The following is a 24872-nucleotide window of genomic DNA, read 5'->3' on the forward strand; positions in this document are numbered from 1 at the left end:
CCAACCGATCGGGAGCGAACATGGCAGAAAGACCCCTTGTCCGCGTCATCACCTCCACGCCGCTGTCCGTGTGCGCTGCGGCCTGCGCCTGGCTCGCCGCAAGCGATGCGTCGGCGGCGTTCCAGTTCGACGCCACGGAGGCCGCGTACGACGCGACCTACGCGGCGGCCCCCATCGACGTGACCGGCGTCGTCGTCGACGAGGCGGGGTCGCCGATCGCGGGGGCCGAGGTGACGACCATCGGCTGGGGGAGCGGCGCGGTCAACCACGGCGAGATCGCGTTCACCGACGGCGCGGGCGCGTTCACGCTGGCGGCGCTCGCGCGGCGCTCGGTCCTGCTGCGCGTCGAGGTCGACGGGTACTACAGCGAGATCGTCCCTGCCGACCTGCACCTGCCGCTCGCCGAGGCGGCCGCCGGGGTCGGCCGCGTCGTGCTGACCGAGCAGCGCGCGGGCCGCGCCCGGATCCTCGTGGGAGGCGACACGATGTTCGGTCGGCGCTTCATCGACAGCGACGGGGACGGCATCGAGGGAGAGGAGGGCGATCTGATCCGCCCCGCGACACGGCAAGCCGACGCGAGCGCCGTCCTCGCCTTCCTGCGCGACGTCCTCTCGTCGGCCGACTACACCCAGGTCAACCTGGAGTGCCCCGTCACCGCCAACCCGCAGACGCCCCACCCTTACAAGTCGTTCACGTTCTTCTCCTACCCCGAGACGGCCAGGGCGCTCGCGCTCTCCGGCGTCGACGCCGTGAGCCTCGGCAACAACCACATGTTCGATTACCTGGGGGCAGGCGTCGCCGACACGCTCACCGCCGTCCCGAACGCCGGCCTCGACTGGTTCGGCGCAGGGCTCGACGAGACGATGGCGAAGGGCACCGTGCTCTACCGGACGCTCGGCGGCGTCGACGTGGCCTTCCAGGGGTTCAACCAGCTCGTCAACGACGGGACGACGCTCCCGGAGTACACGCTCACCGCCTCCGACGGGCCCCCTCCCAAGGCCGGCGCGCTCGAGCTCAGCCTCGCCGAGATCAGCGACTTCATGGCAGAGGACGCGGTCGGGCGCTTCGCCATCCCGGTGCTGCACGGAGGCATCGAGTACAGCGACTATCCGTCGTCCGGCATGCGGCGGCGGTTCACGCAGCTCGTCCAGAAGGGCGCCGGCATGGTCGTGGCGCACCACCCGCACACGATCCACGGGATCGGGCTGTACAACGCCGGCGCCGGCCCCCGCTATGTCTTCATGTCGCTCGGCAACATGGTCTTCGATCAGGACGTCTTCGAGACGTTCCAGTCGTACCTCGCCGCCATCGACATCGACGAGGACGCGAGCGGCAACCGCGCGGTGCACCGCGTGCAGCTCATCCCGTTCCAGAACGAGGACTACGTCCCGAAGCTCGTGGGCGGCGCCTGGCTCGGCCGCGCGATCCGCCACATCGGCCACCTCTCCACGACGCTGCCGGCGGCGCCCGCGCCCGGCGAGGCGGCGGACGGCCTGACCGGTGCGGTCGTGTTCCCGAGCGGCCCGCGGGCCGCCGCGGCGAGCGGCCCCTCGCAGTACACGACGAGCGATGCGGTCGAGACGCGGACCGTGCCGCTCACGAGCCGCCGCACAGGCCCCCTCGCCCACCTGCGCTCGAACCCGGCGGACTCGCTCGCCGCCGTCCGGACGACGGCCGCCGCGAGCTGCGATTACGGCCGGGAGATCATGCTCTACGGCGACTTCGAGGACGGCGACGTCGACGACACCTCCCACGAAGGCTCGATGTGGTCGATGAGCGAGTACCGCTACATCGAGAACAGCGTCGTCCACGGCGGGACCGGCGCGATGGTGTTCCTGCGCAAGTCGAGCAACACGACCGAGGCCGCGACATCCATGAACAACCGCGTCAAGTTCGAGCCTGGCCGTAAATTGACCCTGACCGGCTACATGAAGGGAAACAACGCCGGCCAGATGCGCGTGCAGGTCTACTGGTACACGAGCGGCGGGACCAGCCTGTCGAACAGCGTCGTGTTCACGCGCGCGGCCGGCACCTACGGCTGGCAGCCGTTCACCGTCGACCTGACCCCGCCGGCGAACGCGGGCTCCGTCCGGTTCTATTTCAGGGCGGGTGTGCCGGCGAGCGGCGAGGCCACCTCGTTCCTCGACGACGTGTCGCTCATCGAGTGGGAGGGCACCGTCGCCGACAGCTCCCTCGGGTTCGCGTTCGCCACGCCGAACGACTGGAGCTTCGTGCGCTGCACCGCCACGGATCCTTCGCTCACGAGCCTCGGTGTGACGATGACGCACCGGTCGTACGCGCTGGCCCCGGCGACGCCCTGAGCGCGCCGGATGGATCCACCACAGCACCCCTGAGCTCGACTTCCGCGCGCTGCTTCGATAGCCTGCGTGTGGGCGCCGCGCCGTGGACTCGCCACCTGCGCGGAGCCCGCGCGCCACGGACTCGCCACCATGAAGCCATCGTCTCTCGCGCCCGTGCTGGCCCTCTCCGCGCTCGCTGCCGGCTGCGGCTCGGAGCCTGAAGGCCCGGACCTCGTGTGGCCGATCGGGGGGACGGACGAGATCCAGCCGATGTCGTCGAGCTTCGGTCCCCGCCTGCAGGCCTCGCGCGATGGCGTCTACGACTTTCACCGCGGCATCGATATCCCCACCGTCATGGGCACCCCGGTGTACGCGGTCGCCGACGGAAAGGTGTTGCGCGCGGGCCGCTACAAGGATTTCGAGGACGTCGTCGTGCAGATCGAGCACTGCGATCCGCCGGGCGCGTGCCTCTACAGCACCTATATCCACCTGGCGATGCCGCTCGTCGAGACCGGCGATCAGGTCGGGCGCGGTCAGCACATCGGCTATACCGGGCTCGCCGCCAGCAGCCTGTTCCCCCACCTGCACTTCGAGATCCGCGAGGGAGGGCACGAGAAGGTGTACTGCGTGCACCCGCTCCGCTTCCTCCCCATGCCGGGCGGGCTGCCCCCGGCGCTCTCCGTGCGCCGCACCGACGAGGACTCCACGTCGAGCGTCTCGGTCGAGGTCGAGGCCACCCTGCCAGGCATCTCCCCGGGCCTCGTCGAGCTCGCGGTCGCGACGTCCAGCCGATCGACCGGGGAGGTCATCGAGGAGCGCGTGTTCGACTACGAGGAGTGGAACCGCAAGTACACAGGGGAGGGAGACGCCGCGACCATCGACGAACAGAGCCTCGGAGGCATCCGGATCGAGCCGGCGAAGTTCAACGCGCAGTCCGCGGCGTACGTGATCGCGTTCCGCTTCAGCGACCTCGGCGGGACGGCGTCGGCCGACGACCTCCAGATCACGGCGCGGGCGCGCGACGTCGACGGCCATGTCGTCGAGGCGCGCGCCCGCTGAGGCGACGCGGCGCGGCTCAGGCCTCGCCGACCAGCGCCGCCATGTCCGCGGGCAGCGACGACGTCACAACGAACGCAGGCACCACGTCGCTGCCGCCCCACCCGATGTAGTGCGCGTGCAGCGCGTGGCGGCTCAGCCCCTCCACCGCGGGCCCGCCGTAGAGCACGTCGCCGGCCAGCGGGTGCCCCACCGACGCGAAGTGCGCCCGGATCTGGTGCCGCAGCGCCCGCGGGGCCCGCGCCTCGACGAGCTCCCAGAGCCCCACCTGCCGCACGCGCTTGTACATCGTCGCGGCCGGCCTCGGGGCGTATCGCGCCACGTCGCGCGGGTGGATGCACGGGTAGACCCGCTTCTTGTCCTTCGGGTGCGGCGCGAGCGGCACCTCGATCGAGCCCATCTCGGGAAGATCGCCGATCTGGCAGATCAGCAGGTAGCGCTTGTCGAGCCGCCCCTCCTTCAGCCCGGCGCCGAGCGCCGCGAACGCCGCGGCCGTGCGCGCCGCGAGCACGAGGCCGCTCGTGTCCGTGTCCAGCCGGTGGCACAGCCCGGGCTCCCGCGGAGAGAAGCCGATGCCCGCCATCTCGGGGTACCGCGCCACGAGCGCGTTCGCGACCGTCCCGCGCTCGCCCGGGTGGAGCGGCGCCGTCGGCACCCCGGCGGGCTTGTTCACCACCACGAGGTCGTCGCGCTCGAGCACCACGTCGAGCGGCGCGGAAGGATCCGGCGTCGCGGCGCCGGAGGCCTCCGTCGGCTCGACGTCGACCTCCAGCACCTCGCCGGCCGCCGCCACGTCGCCCTTCGACGCGCGCCGGCCAGCGCCGCTCTTCCCCACGCCGAGGACGCGCACGCGCCCCTCGGAGAACAGCCGCTTCGCGCCCGCACGCCCCAGCCCGGGGAGAAGCTGCACGAGCAGCTTGTCGAGGCGCGTCCCTGCATCCAGCTCGGTGATCGTGATCTTCATAGCTCCTACGGAATCGCCCCCTGCCACCCGAGGCCGAGCGCGGGCGCTCGCCGGCTCCCGACCACGCTCTCTCCTATCACTCCCAGCATGGGCAGGCCGAACCGGTTCCACGAGGGGCCCGCGCTGCGAGCTCCGGCGCCGGCAGGGCGGGTCACGCGCCACGCGACGCCCGCCCCGAGCAGAAAGCCCGCGGCCGTGGCGCCGACCCAGGCCCGCTGCTGCGCCTGGGTCGGGGAGTCGAACACGAGCGGGCTGGCGAGCGCGGCGGCGCCCAGCCCGCCGAGCATCGCGCCCACGTCGATCGCCAGGATCTCCGACGGCGTGACGTCGAGCTGCGTGGCCGCCGCGGCCGCCGCCAGCCAGCCGAGCGCCGCGCCGTAGCCCATCCCGGCGATCGGCGTCCGCTGCACGTCGCCCCGCCCCGCCCACTCGACGAGCCCGCCCAGCATGAGCCCCAGCCCGCCGCCCGACTGCGCCATCAGCGCGCCGCCCTCGGACATCCGGCCCAGCGAGAGCCCGAGCGCCGCCAGCGTGATCCCGGCGGTCCCGCCGATCAGCCCGGACGCCCAGCGCTCCTGGGCCGGATCCGCCGCGTGCTGCGCGAAGCGGCCCTCGTAGATCAGGTGCCCCGCGAGCGTCGGCCACCACGTGCCGGACCCGAGGTACCACGCGTCGGCCACGCCGACGTCCCACTCCTCCGCGATGATGATCGCGCCGCCGAGCCCGATGCCGGCGCCGACCGCGAGGAGCGGATAGAGCAGGCGCGGATCGTCCGAGCCGCTCGATCGCTGGATCGAGAAGCCCACGAGGCCTCCGTAGAGCGTCGCGTTGGCCGCGAGCGTCGCCTTCCCCATGCTGCGCGCCGGCGTGGCGAGGCGCCCGCGGCACCGCTCGGGGCACGGCGCCTCGCGGGCCGACGCAGGGGCCGCGGCGGCGCCGGCGTCGAGCTCGGCCAGGAGATCGCGGAGCATCACCGCGGCGCGCACCGCGAGGTCGTCCCGCGCGACGCGCTCGACCCGCACCCTCAGCGACCTCGATCCGCCGGACGCGACGGCGAGCCTGAGCTCCACCTCGTCGCCGCGCAGCTCGAGGCTCGGCGCGATGAAGAGCTCGTCGCCGGAGCGCGCGCGCTCGATGAGCTCGGCCTCGTCGGGGCGCGATCGCGAGGCGACGCGGCCCGCCAGATCCACCGACAGGCCGAGGTCCTGCGCCGTGTCCGACAGGAGCGCGTCGAGCGCGCTGGCGAGCGGCGCGGCGCGCTCCTCGGCCTCGGGCGTGACCGCGGTCGCGAGCACCACGGCCGATCGCGACGGCCGATCGGGTCCCGGCGACGGCGACGGTCGCTCGTCTCCTCCGGAGCGCGCGGGCGACGCCGCGCCTTCGGGCTGAGCCGACGCTGGCAGCGCCGCGGCGAGCGCCGCGGCGAGCGCCAGGGCGCCCGCGCCACCGCGGAGGTGCCTGGGGTCGATCATGGGGTTGCTGCTTCGGCCAGCGGCGGCGCTCGCCGCGGTGGCCACGCCGCTCGGGGCGTCGATCAGAACATGAACGTGCCGCTCGCGAAGAGGTCGAACGTGTTGCTGTCGTTGACGTAGAAGCGGCGGCCGACGGCGTTGATGGTCGGGCGGTAGTTGGGGTTCGGGCTGCCGGTGACGGTGAGGCGCCCGTCCGCGTCCTGGCGGCGGCAAGGCCCTGCCGCCCCGAGGCTGTCCTTGAACTGGGAGTTGCACGGCTGGTCGCCGCCGATGCCGTGCCCCCCGTCGTGGCGGAAGCCCGCGCCGATCTGGAACTTCACGAGCTCGGCCGCCCGCCACGTCACGCTCGCCGAGGCGCGGTACGAGCCGTACGGCTGGACGTCGCTGAGCCCCGTGAAGTACGTCCGCTGCGAGCCCTCGTCGACGATCGACGGCGAGCAGGCCCTCGCGTCGCCCGTCCTGCACAGGTCCGGGTCGTACGCGTCGTTGTCGCGGAACGCCGCCCACTGCGGCTGGCGCAGCGAGCCCGCGTCGCTCGAGCCCAGCGCGTCGAACAGCTCCGAGTAGTCGCGCCCCTCGGAGTGGTACTCGCCGGTGAAGCGCAGATCGAGCGTGAGCCCGGTGTACTTCTCGCGGTTCTCCCAGGGGACGATCATCACGCCGAGCATCACGCTGCCGACGAGCGGCGGGTGGTTCACCAGCGACGTCTTCAGGTCGGTGAGGCCGTAGTCGCTCGACTCCTGCTGGAACTCGAACAGCGCCTTGAACCCGCCGTACGGCTCGACGTACTTGATCCGCTTCGACAGGTACGTGTGGACCTCGAGGCCGATGGTGCCGCGCGACACGCCGGGGTCGCGCTGGGCGATCCTCTGCCCATCGAACTCGCTGTCGCTGCTGTTGTTCCGGTTGACGTCCGACGGATCGGCGCACTTCACCTGGCCGCTCTTCGGCGACTCGGTGCAGGCGTGCATCGGCTCGCTCACGGGGAAGCGCCCCTCGATCCCGAACAGCCAGGTCGGCTTCGTCCGGTCGCGCGCCTGGTTCATGATGTTCACGTCGAGGCCGACGGCGAGGTACTCGATGCCGCTCCGGTTCGGCGACGTGAAGGGCATCTGGAACAGCTGCTCCCCGGGGGCCCCCGCGAGCGCGACGGCCTGCGCCTCCGCCCCGGCGCTGCCGTTGAGATCGGTGAGCTCGCGCGCGTGGTTCAGGATGAGCGGCATCCTGAGGTAGAGCGCCAGGTCCCGGTAGAGGCCGACGTCGAGGCGCAGGTTGAGCTTCGAGGTCGCCTCGTTGTAGGTCGCCACGTTGAGCAGGTTCGACGTGTAGCCGCCCGACGACAGCCCCGGCCCGGCGATGCTCGTCTCGCGCCGGATCTTCGCGCTCTTCGACGCGTACTCGAAGCCGAAGCTGAAGTTCAGATCAAAGGTGTCGCCGTCGTCGAAGGCGTCGACGACGCTCGTGATCTCGCCGGTCTCCATCATGAGCCGCGGCTCGGTGGCGCTCCGCGGCTCGTCGGCGGCCGCGGGGGACGCCGCGAGGAGAGCCGCCGCTAGGGCCGCGAGCGACGCGAACGCCGAGCCCCCAGCCACGTTGATGGCGACGCGAGCGAGATGGCCTTCGCAGTACGTTCTGCCGTGCATGCTCATGGTTATCCGTCGGACGGACGCTACCGGCCGGGGCAGGAGGGTGTCAATCCGCGAATCGCTCGCCCGGCTCGCGCGGCCCCGCCCCGCCGCTCCCGCCGCGGCAATCCGCTCCGTTCCGCGCCGTTCCGCGCCGTTCCGCTCCGTTCCGCGCGGCCGCGGGGGGCCGTTCAGCGCGCCGAGGAGCGCTCCTCGGGGGCGAACGGGCTCTTCCCCTCCTCGCTGTCGGGGAAGATCTCGCTCGTGATGTCCTCCGCGGCGAGCTCCTCGCGGGCGGTGCTCAGGTCGCGCGAGGTCTGGTCGAGCCGGTCGGCGAGCACCCCCAGGAACTGCCAGAGCAGCTTCACGGCGAGCTCGTGCTCCTTGCGGAGGATCTCGAAGAAATCGGCGCGCCGGACGGCGATGAGCTCGCTCTGCTCCACGGCCGAGACGGTGGCCGAGCGCGGCATGCTGCGGATGAGGGCCATCTCGCCGAAGTGCTCGCCCGGGCCGACCTCGCTCAGCACCGACTCGCCGCGGATGATCCGGACGAGGCCCGAGAGCACGATGAAGAGCTCGTCGCCGCGATCGCCCTCGCGCACCACGATCTGGCCGGGCTCGAACGAGAGCACCTCGGCGACCTGCATGACCCGGAGCATCTCGCGCTCCTGCAGGCGCGCGAAGAGCGGCATCTTCGCGAGCACGTCGCGCTTCAGCGCGAGCAGCCGGGCGCGGACGCTGTCGCGGTGGTCGCCCTGGCCGAGCCGGACGAGGATCGCGGTGATGTTGTCCTTGCCGCCCTTCCTGTTCGCGAGATCGATGAGGCCGTTCGCGGCGATCTCGCCGTTCTCCTCCTCGAAGAACGGCTCGAGCTCCGCGGTGTGCGCGATGTACCCGTGGAGGCCGTCCGACGCGAGGAGGAACTGGTCGCCCGGGAGCACCTCGATCGTGAGCGTGTCGACCTCGACGCGCTCGTACACGCCGACGGCGCGCGTGATCGCGTTCTTCTGCGCGACCTTCTCGATCTGATCGCGCGTGAGCTTGCCGCGCTTGATGAGCTCGTTGTAGACGGTGTGGTCCTCGGTGACCTGCTGGATGCGCCCCTCGCGGAGGAGGTAGATGCGGCTGTCGCCGACGTGCGCGATGTAGCCGTGTGAGCCGGCGATGAGGAGCGCGGAGAGCGTCGTGCCCATGCCGCGCTTCGTCGTGTCGGCCTTCGCCTCCTCGTGGATCCGGGCGCACGCGCGCTGGACGGCGTGCTCGAGCAGGCTGAGGACCTCCTTCATCGCGGCGCGCCGCACGTTGCTGCGCGCCTGGTTCTCGATGAGGTCCCGCTCCTTCTTCAGCTCCTCGTGGATGATGCGGACGGCGAGCGCGCTCGCGACCTCGCCAGCGGCGTGCCCGCCCATCCCGTCGGCGACCACGAAGAGCGCGAGCTTCTTGTCGACGAGGTAGTTGTCCTCGTTGTGGTCCCGCATGCGGCCGACGTCGGTGGCCGCATAAAACCTGATGTTTTCGGACAGGCCCATCGGTTCGGGCAGGCTAACCGAGGGCGCGGGAGGAAATCACTACCGATTGCGCCCACCGCGAACTAGACGGTGGAGGACGTCGACGGACGACCTCCTCCCGTCCATCGCGCCCTCGCCGCGCCCGGGGCGTGCGCCCGCTGGCGTACGGCGCGTACGGCGCGTGCGGCGCGTGCGGCGCGGCGCGGCGCGAGGAGGAGCGGCGTCGGGAGGCGCTCGGGGGGCGGGTGGGGAATCGACCGCGTGGCCGCGGTTACGAGCGGCGGTACATTCGGAGCGCGTAGAATGGGGGGTTGTATGCGGCTCGTCCTCTTCGATAACACCGACGTCGGGTGGGGTAGCGCGCGGCGGGCAAACGGCGCGAGGCGGCGCGATGGCGCGGCGGCGCGCGCGCACCCAGCGGCGGCCGACGCCGCCGGTTCCGCCGGTTCCGCCGAGACCGGGGACCTCGAGGTCCTGGGTGAGGCCGTGGGCGCGACGATCGGGCTCACGCCGATCTGGCGCGCCGGCGCGCTGCTGCACCGCATGACGGGCGCGGCCGACGCGTGGCAGTCCGCCGCGAGCTGGGCCGAGGCGCTCGGCTGGGCGGCGCGCGCGGCGCGGGAGCGCGGCCGGAAGATCGCGTCGCTGCAGGCCTGGGGGCACGGCGGCTGGGGGTACATGCGCATGGGCGCGACGCGGCTCGACGAGGCCGCGCTCCGGCCCGGCTCGCCGCTCGACGAGGCGCTCGACGCCCTGAAGGCCGAGCTCGCGGGGCCGGACGCCCTCGTGTGGCTCCGCTGCTGCAGCGCCTTCGGCCACACCGGCCGATCCTTCGCGCAGGCGCTCGCGAGGCGGCTCGGCTGCCGCGTCGCGGGGCACACGTACATCATCGCGTTCTACCAGAGCGGGACGCACTCCCTTCGCCCGGGCGAGACGCCGTCGTGGGATCCACACGAGGGCGTGCGCTTCGACGGCGGGGTGCCGACCGGCGCCAAGTGGTCTTCGCGCGGGGCGCCGAACACCGTCTCGTGCCTGGCGGGCGATCTCCCGCGGGGCTACTGACGCCGGAGGCGCGGGTGAGGCCCCATCGCGGGTGAGGCCCCGCCCGCTCGGGCGCTCGACCCGCGCCGCCGCGCCGGCGTACGCTGCCGCGATGACGTCGTCCGGAGCGCAGCGAGCGCGCGCGCTCGATCTGCTGGGCCGCGGAGACATGGCGGGCGGGATCGCCGGGCTCGAGGGGCACGTCGCGGGCGCGCCGGACGACGCGGGGGCGTGGCTCGCGCTCGGGGCCGCGTACGCGGCGGAAGAGCGCTGGGCGGACGCGGCGAGGGCGCTCGCGCGCGGGGTGGAGCTCGGCGGAAGGGAGGACGGAGGAAAGGAGCAGATCGAGGCGCGCCTCGCCTACGCCCGCGCCCTGGTCCGCCTCGGCCGGCTCGACGAGGCGGCCGCGGAGCTCCGGCGGTGCGCGGCGATCGAGCCGCCCGATCCGCGGGCGCTGCGCGAGCTCGGGGTCGTGCTCTATGATCTGCGCCTCTACGACGAGGCGACGCGCTGGCTCGCGCGCGCGTGCGAGGCGGCGCCGGAGGACGCGCGGGCGGCCTTCGCGCTCGGGCTCGCGCACGAGGCGCGGCGGGAGATCGCGCCGGCCATCGCGGCCTACCGCGAGGCGGTGAGGCGCGCGCCCTCGTTCGCCGACGCCCGGCTCACGCTCGCGGACGCGCTCGCGTCGATCGGGGAGCACGAGCGAGCGCTGGGCGAGCTCGAGGCGCTGCTCGCGCGCGAGCGGAGCCACGAGCAGGCGGCGAGGAACCGCGAGGTGCTGCAGCGCGCGCTCGCCGAGATGCGCGCGCGCCGGCTGCTCGGCAAGACGGAGCGGGAGCTCGCGCGGTCGGCGCTCGTCATGGAGGCGCAGCTCAGGCGCCGCGAGGCGCGCGCGGCGCCCGCGACCGCGGAGGGCGTGGCGCGGCAGATCGTCCGTTACACGGCGCCGCTCCTCGAGCTCCACGTGACCCTCGACTCCCCGAACAATGGCCCCGGGAGCGGCGCGATCGAGGCGCTGCACCTCGCGCTGACCGATCCGGACCGCGCCGCGCGCGCCGAGGACGACGTCTTCAAGGTCACGGTGATCGGCGAGGACGGCCGGCAGGCGCCGGTCAGCTACGCGACGGGCGCGTCGCTCACGCTCGTGCGCGAGACGATCGGCTGCCCGATGACGCAGGCGAGCGCGCTCTATACCTCGCTGCTGCAGGGGAGCCCGTCGGTCGACTGGGGCGGCGCGACGCTGCGGTTCGCGAGCGTGCCGGGCACCGGAGGGGCGCCCGGCGGAGAGCGGCACGGCCTCCTGGTCGGCCGGCGCGCCTAGAAAACCGATCACGTTGATCGAGCGGGAAGTGAACCGCCAAGGCGCCATAAGACGCCAAGATTTTTGTGATTTTCTTGGCGTCCTTGGCGCCTTGGCGGTTCGAATTCTGCTCTCTTCTGGCGGTTTCAACCCGCTTGTCGTTCTAGCCTCGGCTCGGCGGGGCGGCGCCGCGCGGCGCGTCGCCCGGCGCGATCATCCCGAGATCGAGCAGCGAGGAGTAGTGCCCGTCCGGCGCGAGGATGACGTGGTCGACGAGCGGCACGCCGATCACCTCGCCGGCGGCGGCGACCGCGTTGGTCATGGCCACGTCCTCGGGCGACGGCGCCGAGTCGCCGCTCGGGTGGTTGTGCACGAGCACGAGCGCCGAGGCCGCGTCCGAGAGCGCGGCGCGCAGGATGTCCCTGGCCGTGACGGAGCACCCGTGGAGCCCGCCCTGCGCGACCCTGCGCGCTCCCCGCATCCCGTTGCGGCCGTCGAGCGAGATCACCCACATCTGCTCGTGATCGAGCGGGCCGAGCTGCGCCGCGCACCACGCCGCGATCGAGGCCGAGGTGCGCACCGGAGGCCGCGGGCGCACCGCGCGCTCGAAGGCGCGCCGCCCGAGCTCGAGCGACGCGGCGATCCGGAGCGCCTTCGCGAGCCCGAGGCCGGGGTGCTCGGCGAGCGCGTGCGGGCCGAGCCGCGCGAGCCCCTCCAGCCCGGCGAAGCGCGAGAGGAGCGCGGCGGAGACGAGCGTCACGGGGGTGCCGACCAGCCCTGTGCCGAGCACGATCGCGAGCAGGTCGGCGTCGCCCAGCGACCAGATCCCCTCCTCGAGCGCTCGCTCTCGCGGGCCGACGAAGGCGGCCAGCGCCGAGGGGTCGTCGGTGCACGTCTCGGGGAGGTGATCGGACAGCAGGGGGGCGCGCTTCCACGGGCTCATGCGCGAGCGACAAGCACGCGGCGGGCCCGCCCGCCCGCCCGGGGCGCCGCCGGGGGGCGCGCGCCGGCGAGGCGGCGGAGCGGCGGCGGAGGGTGGCGGCCGCCAGGCGGTTGCGAGTCTGGCCAGTCCCGATGCGCGTCAGGACATCAGGCCGAGCACGAAGAGCGCGTCGGACCAGAGCGGCCAGAGCGTGCGGTAGGGGTGGGTGGCCAGCATCACGCCGCCGCTCGGAAGGCGGCGGACGTGGAAGGGCGCGTGCTCTTCGAGGAAGCGCGTGTGCCCGCGCGTCGTGATGTCTGCCCGAAATGCAGGCGGGCCCTCGCCCTCGGGAGCTTCCCCGAGCTGACGGAGCAGATCCATGATCTCGTGCGCCTTTGGCTCGGCCGCGCGCCACGCGTCGTCGGGCACTGCCGCGGCCTCGAGCGCCTCGAGCAGCGTTGCCGGCGGCGTTGCGAGCGCCTTGAGCACGGTCTCGCGCGAGATCGAACGCGTGAGCTCGCTGCCGCCTTTCATCGGCACGCGCGCGCCGCGCGGCGCGGCGTCGACGCGCGCGTGCAGCGCCTCCAGCGATGTGCGTGCGATGCGCGAGACGCTCTCCTTGTCATGGAGGCTCACCCACGAGAGGGCGAGATCGCGCGCGAGCTCCGTGGCGTTCGCGTTGTAGGTCGCGCACATCTCGACCGGGGCGATCCAGTCCTCCTCGCCCGTGCAGGCGCCGGTCGGCACGCGCCCGCTCGCGTCCGGCGCGCAGAGGCGGAGCAGGAGGTCCTCGACGTCGTCCTGAACCATGTGGTAGGCGACCGCCGCCTCGGCCTCCACGAAGCGCGGGCTGTAGCTGCCCACGGCGATCTCGTACGGGTAGAAATCCCACTTGCGTTCACCCGCCGCCATGCTGAGCGGGCCGAAGGGACGACGACGTTCGCTTTCTTCAGGGTAGCACGCGGCGCTGAACACCATGACGCGCTCAGAATCGCTCAGCATCACGCCGGACGATACGTGAGCGCTGTTCCTTCCTCCGAAGTGAGCGCGGACCATCGCGAGCGCTTCGTCCATGGAGGACGTCTTGCACCAAATATCGGTGCTCAGGTCCACGCTCATGAGATCCCCTGGAATCACCAGCGCATATAGCGCCGCCGCGAATGCATCGATACGTTCTGGCTCGTCACACCAGGCGAAGAAGTGAGGTCTTGATTCGCTCATAGCCGGATCACCATGATGAATGTGTCGAAGCCTTTCAGGGTTACGGTTTTCCCCTTGTCCGTGTCGAACAGGTAGCCGTCCTTCACGATGAACTTATCCGGCTTGAACTCCGCCCCCTGCTCCATGATGAGCTCGACCCGCTGCACGTCTCCAGCGAGCCCCTTCTTTTTCACCGCCTCCATCGCGTTCGTGAGCTGATTGCGCACCTCGAAGACGTCGATCGTTCCGCCTTTTGCCTCGCTCAGGATGAGCTTGTGCCCGCTGGACACCGAGAGGAAGTCGGGAGCCTTCCCCTCGATGGTGCCGGTCGGTGACTCCTTCGGAATGCCGAGCACCGTGCGCACGCCGTCATCGCCGACCCCAACGAGCGACCGGCCGTCGTCCACCAGGAATTTGGCCGCCTTCTTCTCGAAGATGTTTACCGGCTTGGTCGTCATCGCCCCGGTGAGGTTCTTGTACCCCCGGACGCGGTTCGTCTTCACGATCTTGGCGAAAAACTCCTCGATCTCGGCGATCTCCCCGGCCACCCGGATCGCGGCCGGCCGCAGCCCGCTGGCGGTCTTGATCACCCGCCACATCGGCCCGATCGCCGCGAGCCCGAAGCCCACCCCCGAGAAGATCCGCTCCTCGTCGCTGAGCTCCTCCCCCGACGGCAAGCACCACGCCTTGCCCGTCACGGCCTCGCACAGGTCGAGCGCCGGCCCCACCACCGGCACGAACCCCACGCCGATGCGCGTCGTCGCGTGGACGAGCGTCTGCATCACCTCCGCGTACGCCCCGAACCCCTCGGCGACGGTCGACATCGCCCCCGCGAATGCGCTGATCGTCTGGTAGAGCTGCGTCTGCTCCAGGTCGAGCCCGTCCCCCGTCCACAGGTTGAGGTTGTCCTTCATCTGGTCCGCGAGCGCGTCGAACCGCGGCTTGAGCACCGTGTCGACCTGCGCCCGCAGGTCCGGCGGGACGGGTGTGTCGATGAACCAGTCCGACGCATCCATGAACCGCCGCACGACCGCCGTGATCCGGTTCTGCGCCTTCAGGAACGCGTTCGTCTCCGCCAGCGACACCCCCATCCGGTCGCGCAGCGCGATCTCCAGCGCTGCGCTGTTGTCCCGCCACGCCCGCACGTTCGCCACGAAGTCCGCCCGCGCGACCACCACGTCGCCGCTCACGTCCTTCTCCAGCGCCGCGATCACGCCGTCCGCATACGCCGCGTACGGGTCTCTCCCCTCCTCGAACGCTCCCTCCACCTCCGCGATGTCCGGCACCTCGACCCACGGCACCTCGCTCTCCCCGAGCGCGTACGCCTGCGGGTCGTCCGGGTTCCACCCCTCGGTGTGGGTCGTCCATGAGCACGGATCGGCAAGCGCGGAGGACGACTCCGAGAGAGCGGATGCCCACCCCCGGCCCGTGCTCGGCGCTCCGCGCCTGCGCGCGGTCCGCCCCTCCCAAATCGCGCGCTCCGCGCGCTCAGGGAGGGGTGCGCCGTCTGACATGTGCCACCCTGGTGCGACGCTGGGAACAGGGGGGAGACCGCGAGTTGCGTCAGGATCGGATGCCGAGCAGGAGGAGGGCATCGGCCCAAAGCGGCCAGAGCGTGCGGTAGGGATGGATGGCCAGCATTACGCCCCCGTTCGGAAGGACCTGCACGTGGTACGGTGAATGGCGCTCGATGAACCGGACGTGCCTGCCCGTGCGCACGTTGACTGCGGAAGTGGGCGCGCCCTGTTTCACCGCATCGATGAACTCGAGCACGCGAGGCGCGACAGCGCGCCACCCGTCGTCTGGTACGGCGGAGGCTTCGAGCGCTTCGATGAGCGTAGCCGGCGGTGTGGCGAGCGCCGCGAGAACTTGTTCCCGTGTGAGCGTGGCGTCGTCTGGGAGGCGGGCGCGCGAGCCGCGTCGTACAGCGCCGACATGCGTAGGCCGTTCGTCCCTCGATCGGGACGCGGCGCGGTCCAGGCTAAGGTGTTGGTCGACGCGCTCGACGTCGCAGGAGACGCCAACACAAGCCCCTCGTGGAGCGGCCTCGACGCGGGCAGCGAGCGCGTCCAATGATAGGCCCGAGGCGCGCCCCACGATGTCGCCGTCATGGAGGTGCACCCACGATAGGGCGAGATCGCGGGCGACCCTGGCGTCTGCATGGTAGGTCGCGCACGCCTCGATCGGGGCAGGTTGGGCCCAGGCCGCTGTGCACATGCCGGTCGTCACGCGGGCGTGCGCGCTCGGCGCGCACAGGCCGAGCAAAATCTCCTTCATCTCCTGCTGGAGCTCCATGGAAGCGATCGCCGCCTCGACCTCCACCGAGCGCAGGCCGACGGCGACTTCGAGGCAGTAGGGGAACACATCCTTCCGCTCGCCCGTCCCTACGCGCAAAGGGCTGTACGGATACCAATGGGCCCGTACTTCCCCATAGCACTCCAGGTTCAAGCCCGTCCTGGACAACCACCGCCACCGGGCGCCGAAATCCACGTCCACCTGTGAGCTCGACTTGAAGGCTGCACGTGTCATCTCGATGACCTCCTCAACGAGAACCCCGTCGCGCCACAAGCGTTCAGATGTTCCAAGCGTGGAGAGGCTGAGGCTGCACACTCCCCCCGGGTAGACCAGCGCGGACAGGGCCTCCGCGAAAGCGTCGAGCCTGTCCGCTTCGTCGCACCACGCGTAAAAATCAGGGCCCGATTCGTTCATAGCTGGATGACCTTGATGAAGAGGTGCGGGAAGCCCTCGATCTCGACGGTCTTGCCTTCAAGCTTGTTGAACAAGTAGCCGTCCTTGGTGCCCAAATTGGGATTATTGAACGGCGCCCCCCTCGGCATCATGATCTCCACCCTGTCGACGTCTCCTGCGAGCTTGAGACTCTTCAGCTTGTTCATTGCGTTCATGAGCTGCTTTATCGCCTTGCCTACATCGACTTTCCCGGTGTCCGATTCAATGCCCTTCGCCTCGCTCACGGCCAGCCTGTTGCCCTTGGTCACCGAGACGAAGTCGGGAGCCTTCGCCAGGTCACCCGGGGCATCCTTGAGGATGCCCAGGACCGTACGCACCCCATCGTCGCCGACCCCGATCAGTGCCCGCCCTTCCCCCTTTAGCAGGTAGAGCGCTGCCTTTTTCTCGAAGTCATTCATCACTCCGGTCGTGACAGCCCCACGCAGCGTCTTGTACCAGGTGCGCCGCGGTGCGCGCAGGGCCGTGGCGAGCTCCTCGCCCATCTGCGCGATCTCCTCGGCAACGCGGATCGCATCCGGCGTCAGCCCGCCGACCCCCTTGATCGCGCGCCACATCGGCACGACCGCCCCGAGCCCGAAGCCCACCCCCGAGAAGATCCGCTCTTCGTCGCTGAGCTCCTCCCCCGACGGCAAGCACCACGCCTTGCCCGTCACGGCCTCGCACAGGTCGAGCGCCGGTCCCACCACCGGCACGAACCCCACCCCGATGCGCGTCGTGGCGTGGACGAGCGTCTGCAACACCTCCGCGTACGCCCCGAACCCCTCGGCGACGGTCGACATCGCCCCCGCGAACGCGCTGATCGTCTGGTAGAGCTGCGTCTGCTCCAGGTCGAGCCCGTCCCCCGACCACTGGTTCAGGCTGTCCTTCATCTGGTCCGCGAGCGCGTCGAACCGTGGCTTGAGCACCATGTCGACCTGCGCCCGCAAGTCCGCCGGCACCGGCGTGTCCTCGAACCAGTCCGACGCATCCATGTACCGCCGCACGACCGCCGTGATCCGGTTCTGCGCCTTCAGGAACGCGTTCGTCTCCGCCAGCGACACCCCCATCCGGTCGCGCAGCGCGATCTCCAGCGCCGCGCTGTTGTCCCGCCACGCCCGCACGTTCGCCACGAAGTCCGCCCGCGCGATCACCGCGCCCCCGCTCACGTCCTTCTCCAGCGCCGCGATCACGCCGTCCGCATACGCCGCATACGGGTCCCTCCCCTCGTCGAACGCACCGTCCACCTCGGCGATGTCCGGCACCTCGACCCACGGCACCTCGCTCTCGCCGAGCGCGTACGCCCACGGGTCGTCCGGGTTCCACCCCTCGGCGCGCGCGTCCTGCGTCGCGAGATCCGCCACCTCGTCGGCCTGCGCGCCGAACTCGTCGATCAGCCGCGCGAGCTCGTCCTCCAGATCGCTGACGCTCTTCTTCAGGTCGTCGACGAGCTGCTCCATCGCAGCCCGCGTTTCCGCGTCGACCACGTCCTTGTACCGGTCGAGGATCGCGTCGAGGTCGGTCCGCGAGATCTCGTCCAGCGGCCGGTTCACAAGGTCGTGCAGCTCCAGATCGAGCTGCCGCAACAGGTCCATCCTCGCCCGGAGGTCGGCGACCTTGGCGGCGTCGCGGATGAGCATCTCCATCAGCTTCCCGATCGCGACCTCCAGCTCCGCGATGTCGCGCGCGAGCGCCGGGTTGACCTCCGCGAGGCCGAGGTCGGCCACGGTGCTGCCCGTGAAGGCGACCCCATCGCGCCACACGTCGAAGAGCGGCTTGCTCAGCCCGAGTGGCGCCGACACGAGGTGCACGACCTCGTGCGCTTGAACGCACGAGTTGTCCCCGGTCTCGACGGAGACACCGAGCTGGAAATCATTGGCTCCCATGCGGAGCAGCACCGAGTCGAACCCCGCTTCCGCCCTGCTGCTCGTCGAACCGTCGGCGTGGGTCACCAGCGTACCAGGGACGTCGTAGGTCGGTAGCGGCACGTCGTTCACATCGAAGAACGCGACCCCGTTGTTCTTCCCGAGCCCGGCGGCTTCACAGCTTGCGCTGAGCTGTGTGCGCTCCCAGCTCAGGCTGTACGGCGTACCGGCCCGCGCGAACGACGGCGAAAGGACCGCCAGCACCGTGACCAGCGCGACCAGCTTGTGGAGCGCCGCGGCGCTCCGGCCGCGCAGCGCAAGGATTGCCATGGTGATCAAGCGCCTCATGTCCCCTCCGCGCCGCGCACGGCGGCGTCATACGCGATCGCGGCGCCCTTCACGTCGCCCGCGTCGAGCCTCGCCTGCGCCGCGTCGAGCTCCGCCGCGCCCATCCCCTTCTCCCGCAGCGCCTCAAGGCCCGCCGCGATCTTCTGCGGCAAGCCCGTCCTGAGCTCGGCCTCCGCGGCGTCGAACCGCCCTCGGAGCGCCGCGCACCCCGCCTCTCGCCACGAGGACGACGCCGCCTCGCAGAGCGGCCGCATCTGCACCAGCGCCACGAGCTCCCCGCACCGCTCGGCCAGCAGCGGCAGCCCGAGCTTCTCGCTCATCGGCGGCGCCGCCGATAGCGCCGCCGCCCGCGCGCGCGCTCCCTCGCCGAACACCTCGGACGCCTTGCGGCTCCGCGACCGCGCGCTCGCCTCGCGCGCCCCCTCGTCCGCCTGGAGCACGACGAGCGCCTGCCGGCGCAGCGCGATCCCGCCGAGCAGCGCCGTCGCCGTCGCGTCGCTCCGGGCGACCCGCCGCTGCACATACCCGAGCATCGCATTCAGCGACCGCAGCGCCCCCGACGTCATGTCCGGCACCACCGCGCCGTGCGTCGCAAGGAACTCCCTGTGCGGCGCGAGCGCCTCCTCGGACGAGACAGCGAACGCCTGGAGCTCCGCCGACAGCGTCATCACCTCCGCGGCGAGCTCGCTCGGCGCGCGGCTCGCCTCGCGCGCCGCCGCGAGCACCGCCTGCTCCACGCCGTCGAGCTCGTCGATCATCGATCGCGACGCCTGCGCCGAGAGCGCCACATACGCCGCCGTCTCCGCCGCCTCGGTCGCGCGGTAGGCGGCGAAGCGCGCCGCCGCGCCCGCGTACCTGGATTGCAGCGGCGCGCCCTCGTCCCTGGCTCGATCGAGGATGCCCCGCACGGCGGCCATCGCCTGCTTGTCCGCCGCGATCGCGGCGATGAGCGGCTCCCGCTCGGCGCTCGCCTTGCCGGTCATCGCCTCGTTGAAGTTGTCGGCCGCATGGATCGGCTCTGCCTGGAGGGCCTCCTCCTGGCGATCCCTGATCAGCCGGAGCAGCTTGCCGAGCTCGCCGTGGAGCGTCGCCCGGAGCGACTCGGCGTGCTTCTTCTCGTCGCGCACATAGGACACGACCCGATCGACGGTGTCGAACCAGGCCCCGAGCTCCGCCTCGCTCGCAATGAGCTCGTCGGGCCTCACGCGACCCGACCACCACGCCCACATGAAGATCGGCAGCTCGCCGTCCGCCTCGGCCTTGCTCCACGCGCTGGCCGGGCCCTCGCTCGCGTCAACGCAATGCTCGACGACGCCGGTATTCGGTAGCGCGCAGATCCTCCCGCTCAGGGGCTCGTCCTCGCGATCCCACAGGCAGCCGGGCACGGTCGCACCAAGCACCAGGGCGGCAAGAGCCGCCGCAACGATCGTCGCCAATCGCACCGTTCTCATCTCATTGCCTCCACCCCGCGATTTTTCTCGCCCGGGCACGCTCGCCCGCCCCTTTTTCAGGCGCAAGCGTCCTCGCGAAAGGAGTAGGACATTGTTCGGCCGAGGAGCATGTTGGCCGGCCACGCAGATCCACGGAAATCCATGGGAAATGAATGCGAGCTGGCCATCGGCGAGGATCCGCCCGTAACGTCGCCGGCGCGGGCTCGACAAAAAGGAAGAGGGCTCAGGTTGCAGCCTGAGCCCTCGGTCGACGCTCAGCTCCGATCAGAGCGCTCTCGGCTCAGACCGGCGCGTCGTCGCCTTCGACCGGATCCTCCTCGTCCGGCGGCGCGCCGCCAGCGCTGCCGCTTGCAGCGCTGCCGCTGCCGGCCGCGCCGCCTCCTCCGCCGGACGTCTCGGTCGCCTTCTTCCTTGTGCTCCGGCTGAAGAGCCGCCGCGTCGCGATCGGCACGAGGCGCGGGATGGTCGGATCCTGCTCGTTGGCGCGCTCGAACACCCGCACGATCTGCTCGAGGAGGATCAGGTTGATGCCGTCGGCCCGGTCGAGATCGCCGCTCGTGACCTTCTGGCCCGCGGGGCGCGCTGCCGCGGTCCTCGCCGCCTGGGTGAGCTCCTCGGCGGCCTCTTCGAGGCGCGCGACGTAGTCCTGGTCGAGCCGCATCAGCTTGGCGCGCACGGCAACAGGACCCTTCTTCTGCGTGAGGTAGCGCTTGCCGAGCGCGGCGAGCTGGGTGAGCCCGCGCGCGAGCGCGCCCGGATCTTCCGCGGTGCCGACGGCCTGCGCGAGCTCTTCGCGCGCCTCCTTGCCCGAACCGGCGACGCCGCGCAGGACCTCGTAGGCCTGGTCGCGCAGGAGCAGCGCGCGCGAGTGCCGCTCCCGCAGCGCCGCGTCCGTCGTGGCGCGCGCCGCGTCCTTCTTCTGCCCGGCGCTCTCGTGCGCCTCGAGCAGCCGCTCCAGCGCGAGCGCCTGGTCGACCGCAAGCGCGAGCAGCTCCGGCGAGAAGCCGCGCAGCTTCTCCCGCTTGTCCTTCGACGCGCCCGACCAGCATGCGTGTGCCGTCGCGTAGAGGCGGCGCAGATCGGTCAAGACGCGCGAGGAGGCGATCTGCCGCCCTCGCTCGACGAGCTGGGCTTCGGTCGTGCCGTCGAGCAAGGCCTCGATGATGCCGGGCTCCGGCTTGCCGAGCCGCGCGGCCAGGGATTCGAGCGTGGGATCGTCGGTATCGGTCTCTTCGGAAGGAGAGATAGGTTTGGCCATAAGCGCAGGCTATGTGCACAGGAAGCGGGATGTCGAGGGGGTCGTCTCACAGCCCATGGCGCCTGCGAGCGCCGGCAGGAGCGTGCCCGTGAATGGCGACAGCGCGCCATGTGCGACCCGCCAGCGCGCGGCGCGGGGACCGTCGGCATCGCGGCGGAGGGCGTCGTCATTCCGGGAGGGGGCCATCGTCATCTGAGGTGGACGTCGTCGTCATCCGCCCGGGAGCCATCTGCATCCGACTCGGAGACATCGGCATCGGGGCTGGGGCCCGCCGGCATGCGGCCGGAGCCCATCAGCATGCGGCCGGAACCCATCGGCATGGGGCGGCGCGCCATCGTCATCCGGCTCGGAGACGTCGTCATCGGGGCGGGTACCCGCCGTCATCCGGCGGGGGGTTCATCGTCATCCGCGGTGGAACCTGTCGTCATCCGGCGGAGACCCGCCGGCATCCGCTCGCTGGATAGGCTCGGCCACCGCTCCCACCCGTCGGCCGCCGCATCCCGAACGAGCCCGGCGGGCGCGACGCCGGCCGCGCTCACAGCGTGAAGCGGTACGTCTCGGCGGCGAAGCCGTCGTCGGCCTTCACTCCGTCCTCGGTAAAGATCCGGCCGCCCTCGCCCGGAGCACCGATCGTGAAAGTGACGCCCTCCAGGGTGAGTTGATCCTCGTCCACGTAGGCGATGCCGATCGACGGCCCACCCGTCCCACTGCCGCCGTTGCCGCCGCGGCCGCCATCGCCGCCTGCGCCACCGTAGCAAGGCTGATGTTCGGCTCCCGGATATTGCCCTATCCCTCCAGGCAGCCCGCCAGGCCCGCCGTCCTGTCCGAGCTCTCCATCGCCGCCGTCACCGCCGCCGAGCGTTTCGATCGCGACCTGGCGCAACATCACCCTGGCGCCGTCGAGGGCGAGGATGCCGATGCTCGCGCCCCCAGGGGCACCCCCGCGGCCCCCTTGGCCGCCGCAACCGCCGGCGCCGCCAGAGCCGCCGGACGCGCCGCCGTTCGGCGACACCCCGCAGGCGGCCGAGCCGCCGTAAGCGCCCCCGCCCCCGCCCCCGCCGGTCCCGACCCCGCCCCGCTTCCCGTCGGCTCCGTTCTCACCCACCCAGCCCTCTCGCGTAAACCGCCCGGGGCCGCGTCCGTTCTGGCCATCCACGCCGACCTCCCCCTTCTCCCCGCGTTCCCCGCGATCGCACCGGCCGCCCTCCTCCGCCCCGGCGCCCCCGAGGCCGGCGCCGCGAGGGTTCGGGGCTGGAAGCGGCGCCCCATCGCTCCCGGCCTCGCCGTGATCCGCGCGGCCATCGCCCCCTTTGCCGCCCGTGGACCCGGCGCCATCCTCGCAGACAGTGGTGACTGAGACGCCTCCAGGCACGGTGTCGGCCGAGCAAGCGTCGCCCCCTGGATTCCCGGCTGCGCCCGCGCGTGCATACTCCGGCCGGTCCGCGCGGAAATCGTCTCCGGAGAGCCCCGGCGCGCCCGGCCCGACAACGAGCTCGCTTCGGACCAGCTCCAGCGCCGCGTTCGGCTCGACGAGGATCCCGATCGCCGACTGGCTGAAGTACTTGATGCCGCTGTGACGGAAATCCAGGTCGGTGAACGTCGAGATGCCGTCGTCGAGCCCATCGCGCCCGCCCGGCACGATGACGTGGGGATGCTGCTCGTCGGGGTAGCCTATGCGCGTGAGATACCCCTCCGCCTCGTACTGCCAGCCGCGCTCGCAATTGAACCTACCATGGATATCGACCCCAGAAGGAACGGTCAGGATCTCTTGGTGGCTCGACTGATTGCATGCGAACACGCGGCGCCGGCCCGCGCGCGCGAGCTCGATCCCGTACACAAGCGAACTCACCGGCCTCGCCATCGTGCCAGCCAGGTCGTCGCTCGGGCCGAATGGGCTGTCGGAGTCAACGAAGACGCCGCACCCATCGACCGCCTTGTGCGAGGCGAGCGCCTCGAGGCAGTCGGCCTCCGTCGGCGCCGCCCCACCACACCACACCCCACCGTCGCAGCGGTCGGCCGTTCCACACGCCGCGGAGGCGAGCGCCAACAGCACCGCCGCCCCCGCCACTACCCTTTGTTGCATCGTTCTCCCTCGCGAATCGGCGATTCGGCATGGGCACGCCGCGGTTCACCGCGGTGGCTCGATCAGCTCCTCCAACGACCAGATCTCCTGGGCGAGGCCGTCCTCTCCTTGGCCGAGCCGTGGGTCGGAGCCGCCGGTCGCCCCTCCCTTGCCCCGCGTGCCCAGCGCAACGACCGTGCTCTTCTTGAGATCGATGCCGCCGTGCACTCGGGCGACGGCGAGGGAGTACCCCCCGAGCCCGCCGCCGCCGCCGCCGCCGGGGCCGCCCCGCCCTCCGTGGCCGCCCTCGCAGGCATATTCCTCCTGTCCCCGATCATTCATCCCGGCCGCTCCGCCGATGCCGCCCGCCCGCCCGTAGCCCCCGGCCTGCCCGCGTCCGCCGCGCCCGCCGTCGCCCCCCAGCCCCACGGCGATGGTCGAGTGCTCGACGATCACCTCCGCCCCCACGGTGAGGATGCCGATGCTCGATCCGCCCGCCTGCCCGGCGCCGCCCCCGCGACCGCCGCAGCCGCCGCCCCCGCCCGAGCCGCCGGACGCACCGCCCTGGGGCTCCGTGCTCGCGCAGACACCGCGCCCTCGCGTTCCGGCGCCGCCGCCGCCGCCCCGGCCGATCGTGCCAGGCGTCCCCGCTTCGCCCCAGGCGCCGTGCCACCCTTCGGCGCTGGCGCGCGCGGCCTGCTGCTCGCCGCCCTCGCCCGACGCGCCCGCTGCGCCGTCCTGTCCGGGCTGGCCCGCGGCACACGCATCGGTCCCGGCTACCCCCTTCCCGCCCTGGCCGCCGACCAGCGGAGCCAGCGCGGGATCACGCTCGATCACCGCGCCGTTCTCACCGTCGCCGCCGCGACCGCGCTCGCCGACGCCGCCGCGACCGCCGATCGACGTGCTGCCGTCGGGGCAGTGCGTCACCGCAGGCAAGGCGGCGTCCACGGTCTCGTCCGAGCACGCCGCAGCGCCGTGGTTCCCGCGCGCGCCGTCCTCCGCGACCTCGAGCGGCCCGTCCTCGCCGGGCGCGCCGGGCGCGCCGTCGCCCGCGATGATCTCGCTCCACCTCACCTCCACCTCGGCGTCGTCCGTCACGATCAGCGCGATCGACGAGGCGCCCGGCTCGATCGCGTCGGCCGCCACGAGCCGCACGGCGAACAGGAGCGAGCGCGGGTCGCTGGAAAAGAGGTCCGAGAGGACGGCGCCGTGCGCGTGTACCCGGACCGGCACGCGGCCGGCGGGCGGCGCGACGACGGTCGGGTGGTCCGCGCCGAGGTAGGCCCAGTCCTCGCGGTCACAGGCGCGGCCTCCCCATATCTCGACGCCCGACGGCAGGCGCACCGCCTCGTGGAAGTCCTCCGCGCACGCGTAGACATGCGGCTTGCCCTCCAGCAGCGCCTTCTGAACCGCGTGCTGCAACGTCCTCACGGGCTCTTGCTTCGTCCCCGCGCGGGCGTCGTCTCCATGGCCCGCGACGAAGACGCCGCACTCCTCTTTCGCCGGCGTCGTGGCGGGGTCGCCGGCACACGACGCCGGGGAGGACGGCGGCGGCTCGCAGCTCAAGGTCTCGGCGCAGTCGTCGGAATAACCGACGGCGGCGCCGCACGAGATCATCGCCCAGCTCAGCGCGAAAGCGGTGATCGACGCTCCCGACGCGCCCGCGAAGCCGCGTTTCATGGCGCCCGACATTACATGGCCGCAGGACGAGCCAGCAACAACGCTGGGGCGGGAGGCGACAGGGAGGCGGAGAGGGGAGAAGCCCTCAAGGCATGA

The 24872-nt window shown here is 71.8% G+C and carries 17 protein-coding genes; 4 read left to right on the top strand and 13 right to left on the bottom strand.

What is annotated here, in order from left to right:
* Window positions 1-20 precede the first annotated feature (20 nt).
* A complete protein-coding gene (locus tag WMF22_RS34965; protein WP_438032583.1) occupies window positions 21-2321 on the top strand; it encodes a CapA family protein in 2301 nt (766 codons plus the stop codon).
* Between the two features lie 129 nt (window positions 2322-2450).
* Window positions 2451-3359 (top strand): M23 family metallopeptidase, encoded by a 909-nt coding sequence (locus tag WMF22_RS34970; protein WP_438032584.1) that lies wholly within the window; start codon window positions 2451-2453, stop codon window positions 3357-3359.
* A gap of 16 nt (window positions 3360-3375) precedes the next feature.
* Here the strand turns inward: WMF22_RS34970 and WMF22_RS34975 are convergent, their stop codons facing one another.
* From WMF22_RS34975 to WMF22_RS34990, 4 genes are all read right to left on the bottom strand, one after another.
* Window positions 3376-4320 carry an RluA family pseudouridine synthase gene (locus WMF22_RS34975; protein ID WP_437294304.1) on the bottom strand — a complete coding sequence of 315 codons (945 nt, stop codon included), beginning with the start codon at window positions 4318-4320 and terminating at the stop codon, window positions 3376-3378.
* Window positions 4321-4325: 5 nt separating this feature from the next.
* Entirely contained in the window at window positions 4326-5792 is a 1467-nt protein-coding gene (locus tag WMF22_RS34980) for a hypothetical protein (protein ID WP_437294305.1), read from the bottom strand.
* 62 nt (window positions 5793-5854) lie between these two features.
* Complete coding sequence (locus WMF22_RS34985; RefSeq protein WP_438032585.1) at window positions 5855-7435, bottom strand: hypothetical protein; 1581 nt, start codon at window positions 7433-7435, stop codon at window positions 5855-5857.
* A 173-nt stretch (window positions 7436-7608) separates the two neighbouring features.
* Complete coding sequence (locus WMF22_RS34990) at window positions 7609-8946, bottom strand: Stp1/IreP family PP2C-type Ser/Thr phosphatase (RefSeq protein ID WP_012239102.1); 1338 nt, start codon at window positions 8944-8946, stop codon at window positions 7609-7611.
* Between the two features lie 294 nt (window positions 8947-9240).
* On the opposite strand from WMF22_RS34990, the gene WMF22_RS34995 reads away from it, so the two are divergent.
* Together WMF22_RS34995 and WMF22_RS35000 are read left to right on the top strand one after the other, a co-directional pair.
* Complete coding sequence (locus WMF22_RS34995; RefSeq protein WP_437294307.1) at window positions 9241-9987, top strand: hypothetical protein; 747 nt, start codon at window positions 9241-9243, stop codon at window positions 9985-9987.
* Between the two features lie 91 nt (window positions 9988-10078).
* Complete coding sequence (locus WMF22_RS35000) at window positions 10079-11287, top strand: tetratricopeptide repeat protein (RefSeq protein WP_438032586.1); 1209 nt, start codon at window positions 10079-10081, stop codon at window positions 11285-11287.
* A 142-nt stretch (window positions 11288-11429) separates the two neighbouring features.
* Here the strand turns inward: WMF22_RS35000 and radC are convergent, their stop codons facing one another.
* The 9 genes from radC to WMF22_RS35045 all read right to left on the bottom strand — a co-directional run bounded on the left by radC (window position 11430) and on the right by WMF22_RS35045 (window position 24776).
* Window positions 11430-12209 carry a RadC family protein gene (radC, locus tag WMF22_RS35005; protein ID WP_437709929.1) on the bottom strand — a complete coding sequence of 260 codons (780 nt, stop codon included), beginning with the start codon at window positions 12207-12209 and terminating at the stop codon, window positions 11430-11432.
* A 138-nt stretch (window positions 12210-12347) separates the two neighbouring features.
* A complete protein-coding gene (locus WMF22_RS35010; protein ID WP_438032587.1) occupies window positions 12348-13100 on the bottom strand; it encodes a hypothetical protein in 753 nt (250 codons plus the stop codon).
* A 305-nt stretch (window positions 13101-13405) separates the two neighbouring features.
* Window positions 13406-14689 carry a hypothetical protein gene (locus tag WMF22_RS35015; protein WP_438032588.1) on the bottom strand — a complete coding sequence of 428 codons (1284 nt, stop codon included), beginning with the start codon at window positions 14687-14689 and terminating at the stop codon, window positions 13406-13408.
* 262 nt (window positions 14690-14951) lie between these two features.
* The gene (locus WMF22_RS35020; protein WP_438032589.1) at window positions 14952-16097 is read right to left on the bottom strand and encodes a hypothetical protein; all 1146 of its coding nucleotides are present in this window, start codon (window positions 16095-16097) and stop codon (window positions 14952-14954) included.
* Complete coding sequence (locus WMF22_RS35025) at window positions 16094-18307, bottom strand: hypothetical protein (RefSeq protein WP_438032590.1); 2214 nt, start codon at window positions 18305-18307, stop codon at window positions 16094-16096. Before WMF22_RS35025 ends, WMF22_RS35020 begins: the two co-directional genes overlap by 4 nt.
* 14 nt (window positions 18308-18321) lie before the next feature.
* The gene (locus WMF22_RS35030) at window positions 18322-19767 is read right to left on the bottom strand and encodes a hypothetical protein (RefSeq protein WP_438037309.1); all 1446 of its coding nucleotides are present in this window, start codon (window positions 19765-19767) and stop codon (window positions 18322-18324) included.
* 289 nt (window positions 19768-20056) lie between these two features.
* Complete coding sequence (locus WMF22_RS35035; RefSeq protein ID WP_438032591.1) at window positions 20057-21034, bottom strand: hypothetical protein; 978 nt, start codon at window positions 21032-21034, stop codon at window positions 20057-20059.
* A gap of 535 nt (window positions 21035-21569) precedes the next feature.
* Window positions 21570-23117, bottom strand: a complete 1548-nt coding sequence (locus tag WMF22_RS35040) for a hypothetical protein (protein WP_438032592.1) — start codon at window positions 23115-23117, stop codon at window positions 21570-21572.
* Between the two features lie 45 nt (window positions 23118-23162).
* Window positions 23163-24776 carry a hypothetical protein gene (locus WMF22_RS35045; protein ID WP_438032593.1) on the bottom strand — a complete coding sequence of 538 codons (1614 nt, stop codon included), beginning with the start codon at window positions 24774-24776 and terminating at the stop codon, window positions 23163-23165.
* Between the last annotated feature and the right edge of the window lie 96 nt (window positions 24777-24872).

It is taken from the genome of Sorangium sp. So ce204, from assembly GCF_051526795.1.
GTDB classification, from domain to species: domain Bacteria; phylum Myxococcota_A; class Polyangia; order Polyangiales; family Polyangiaceae; genus Sorangium; species Sorangium cellulosum_B.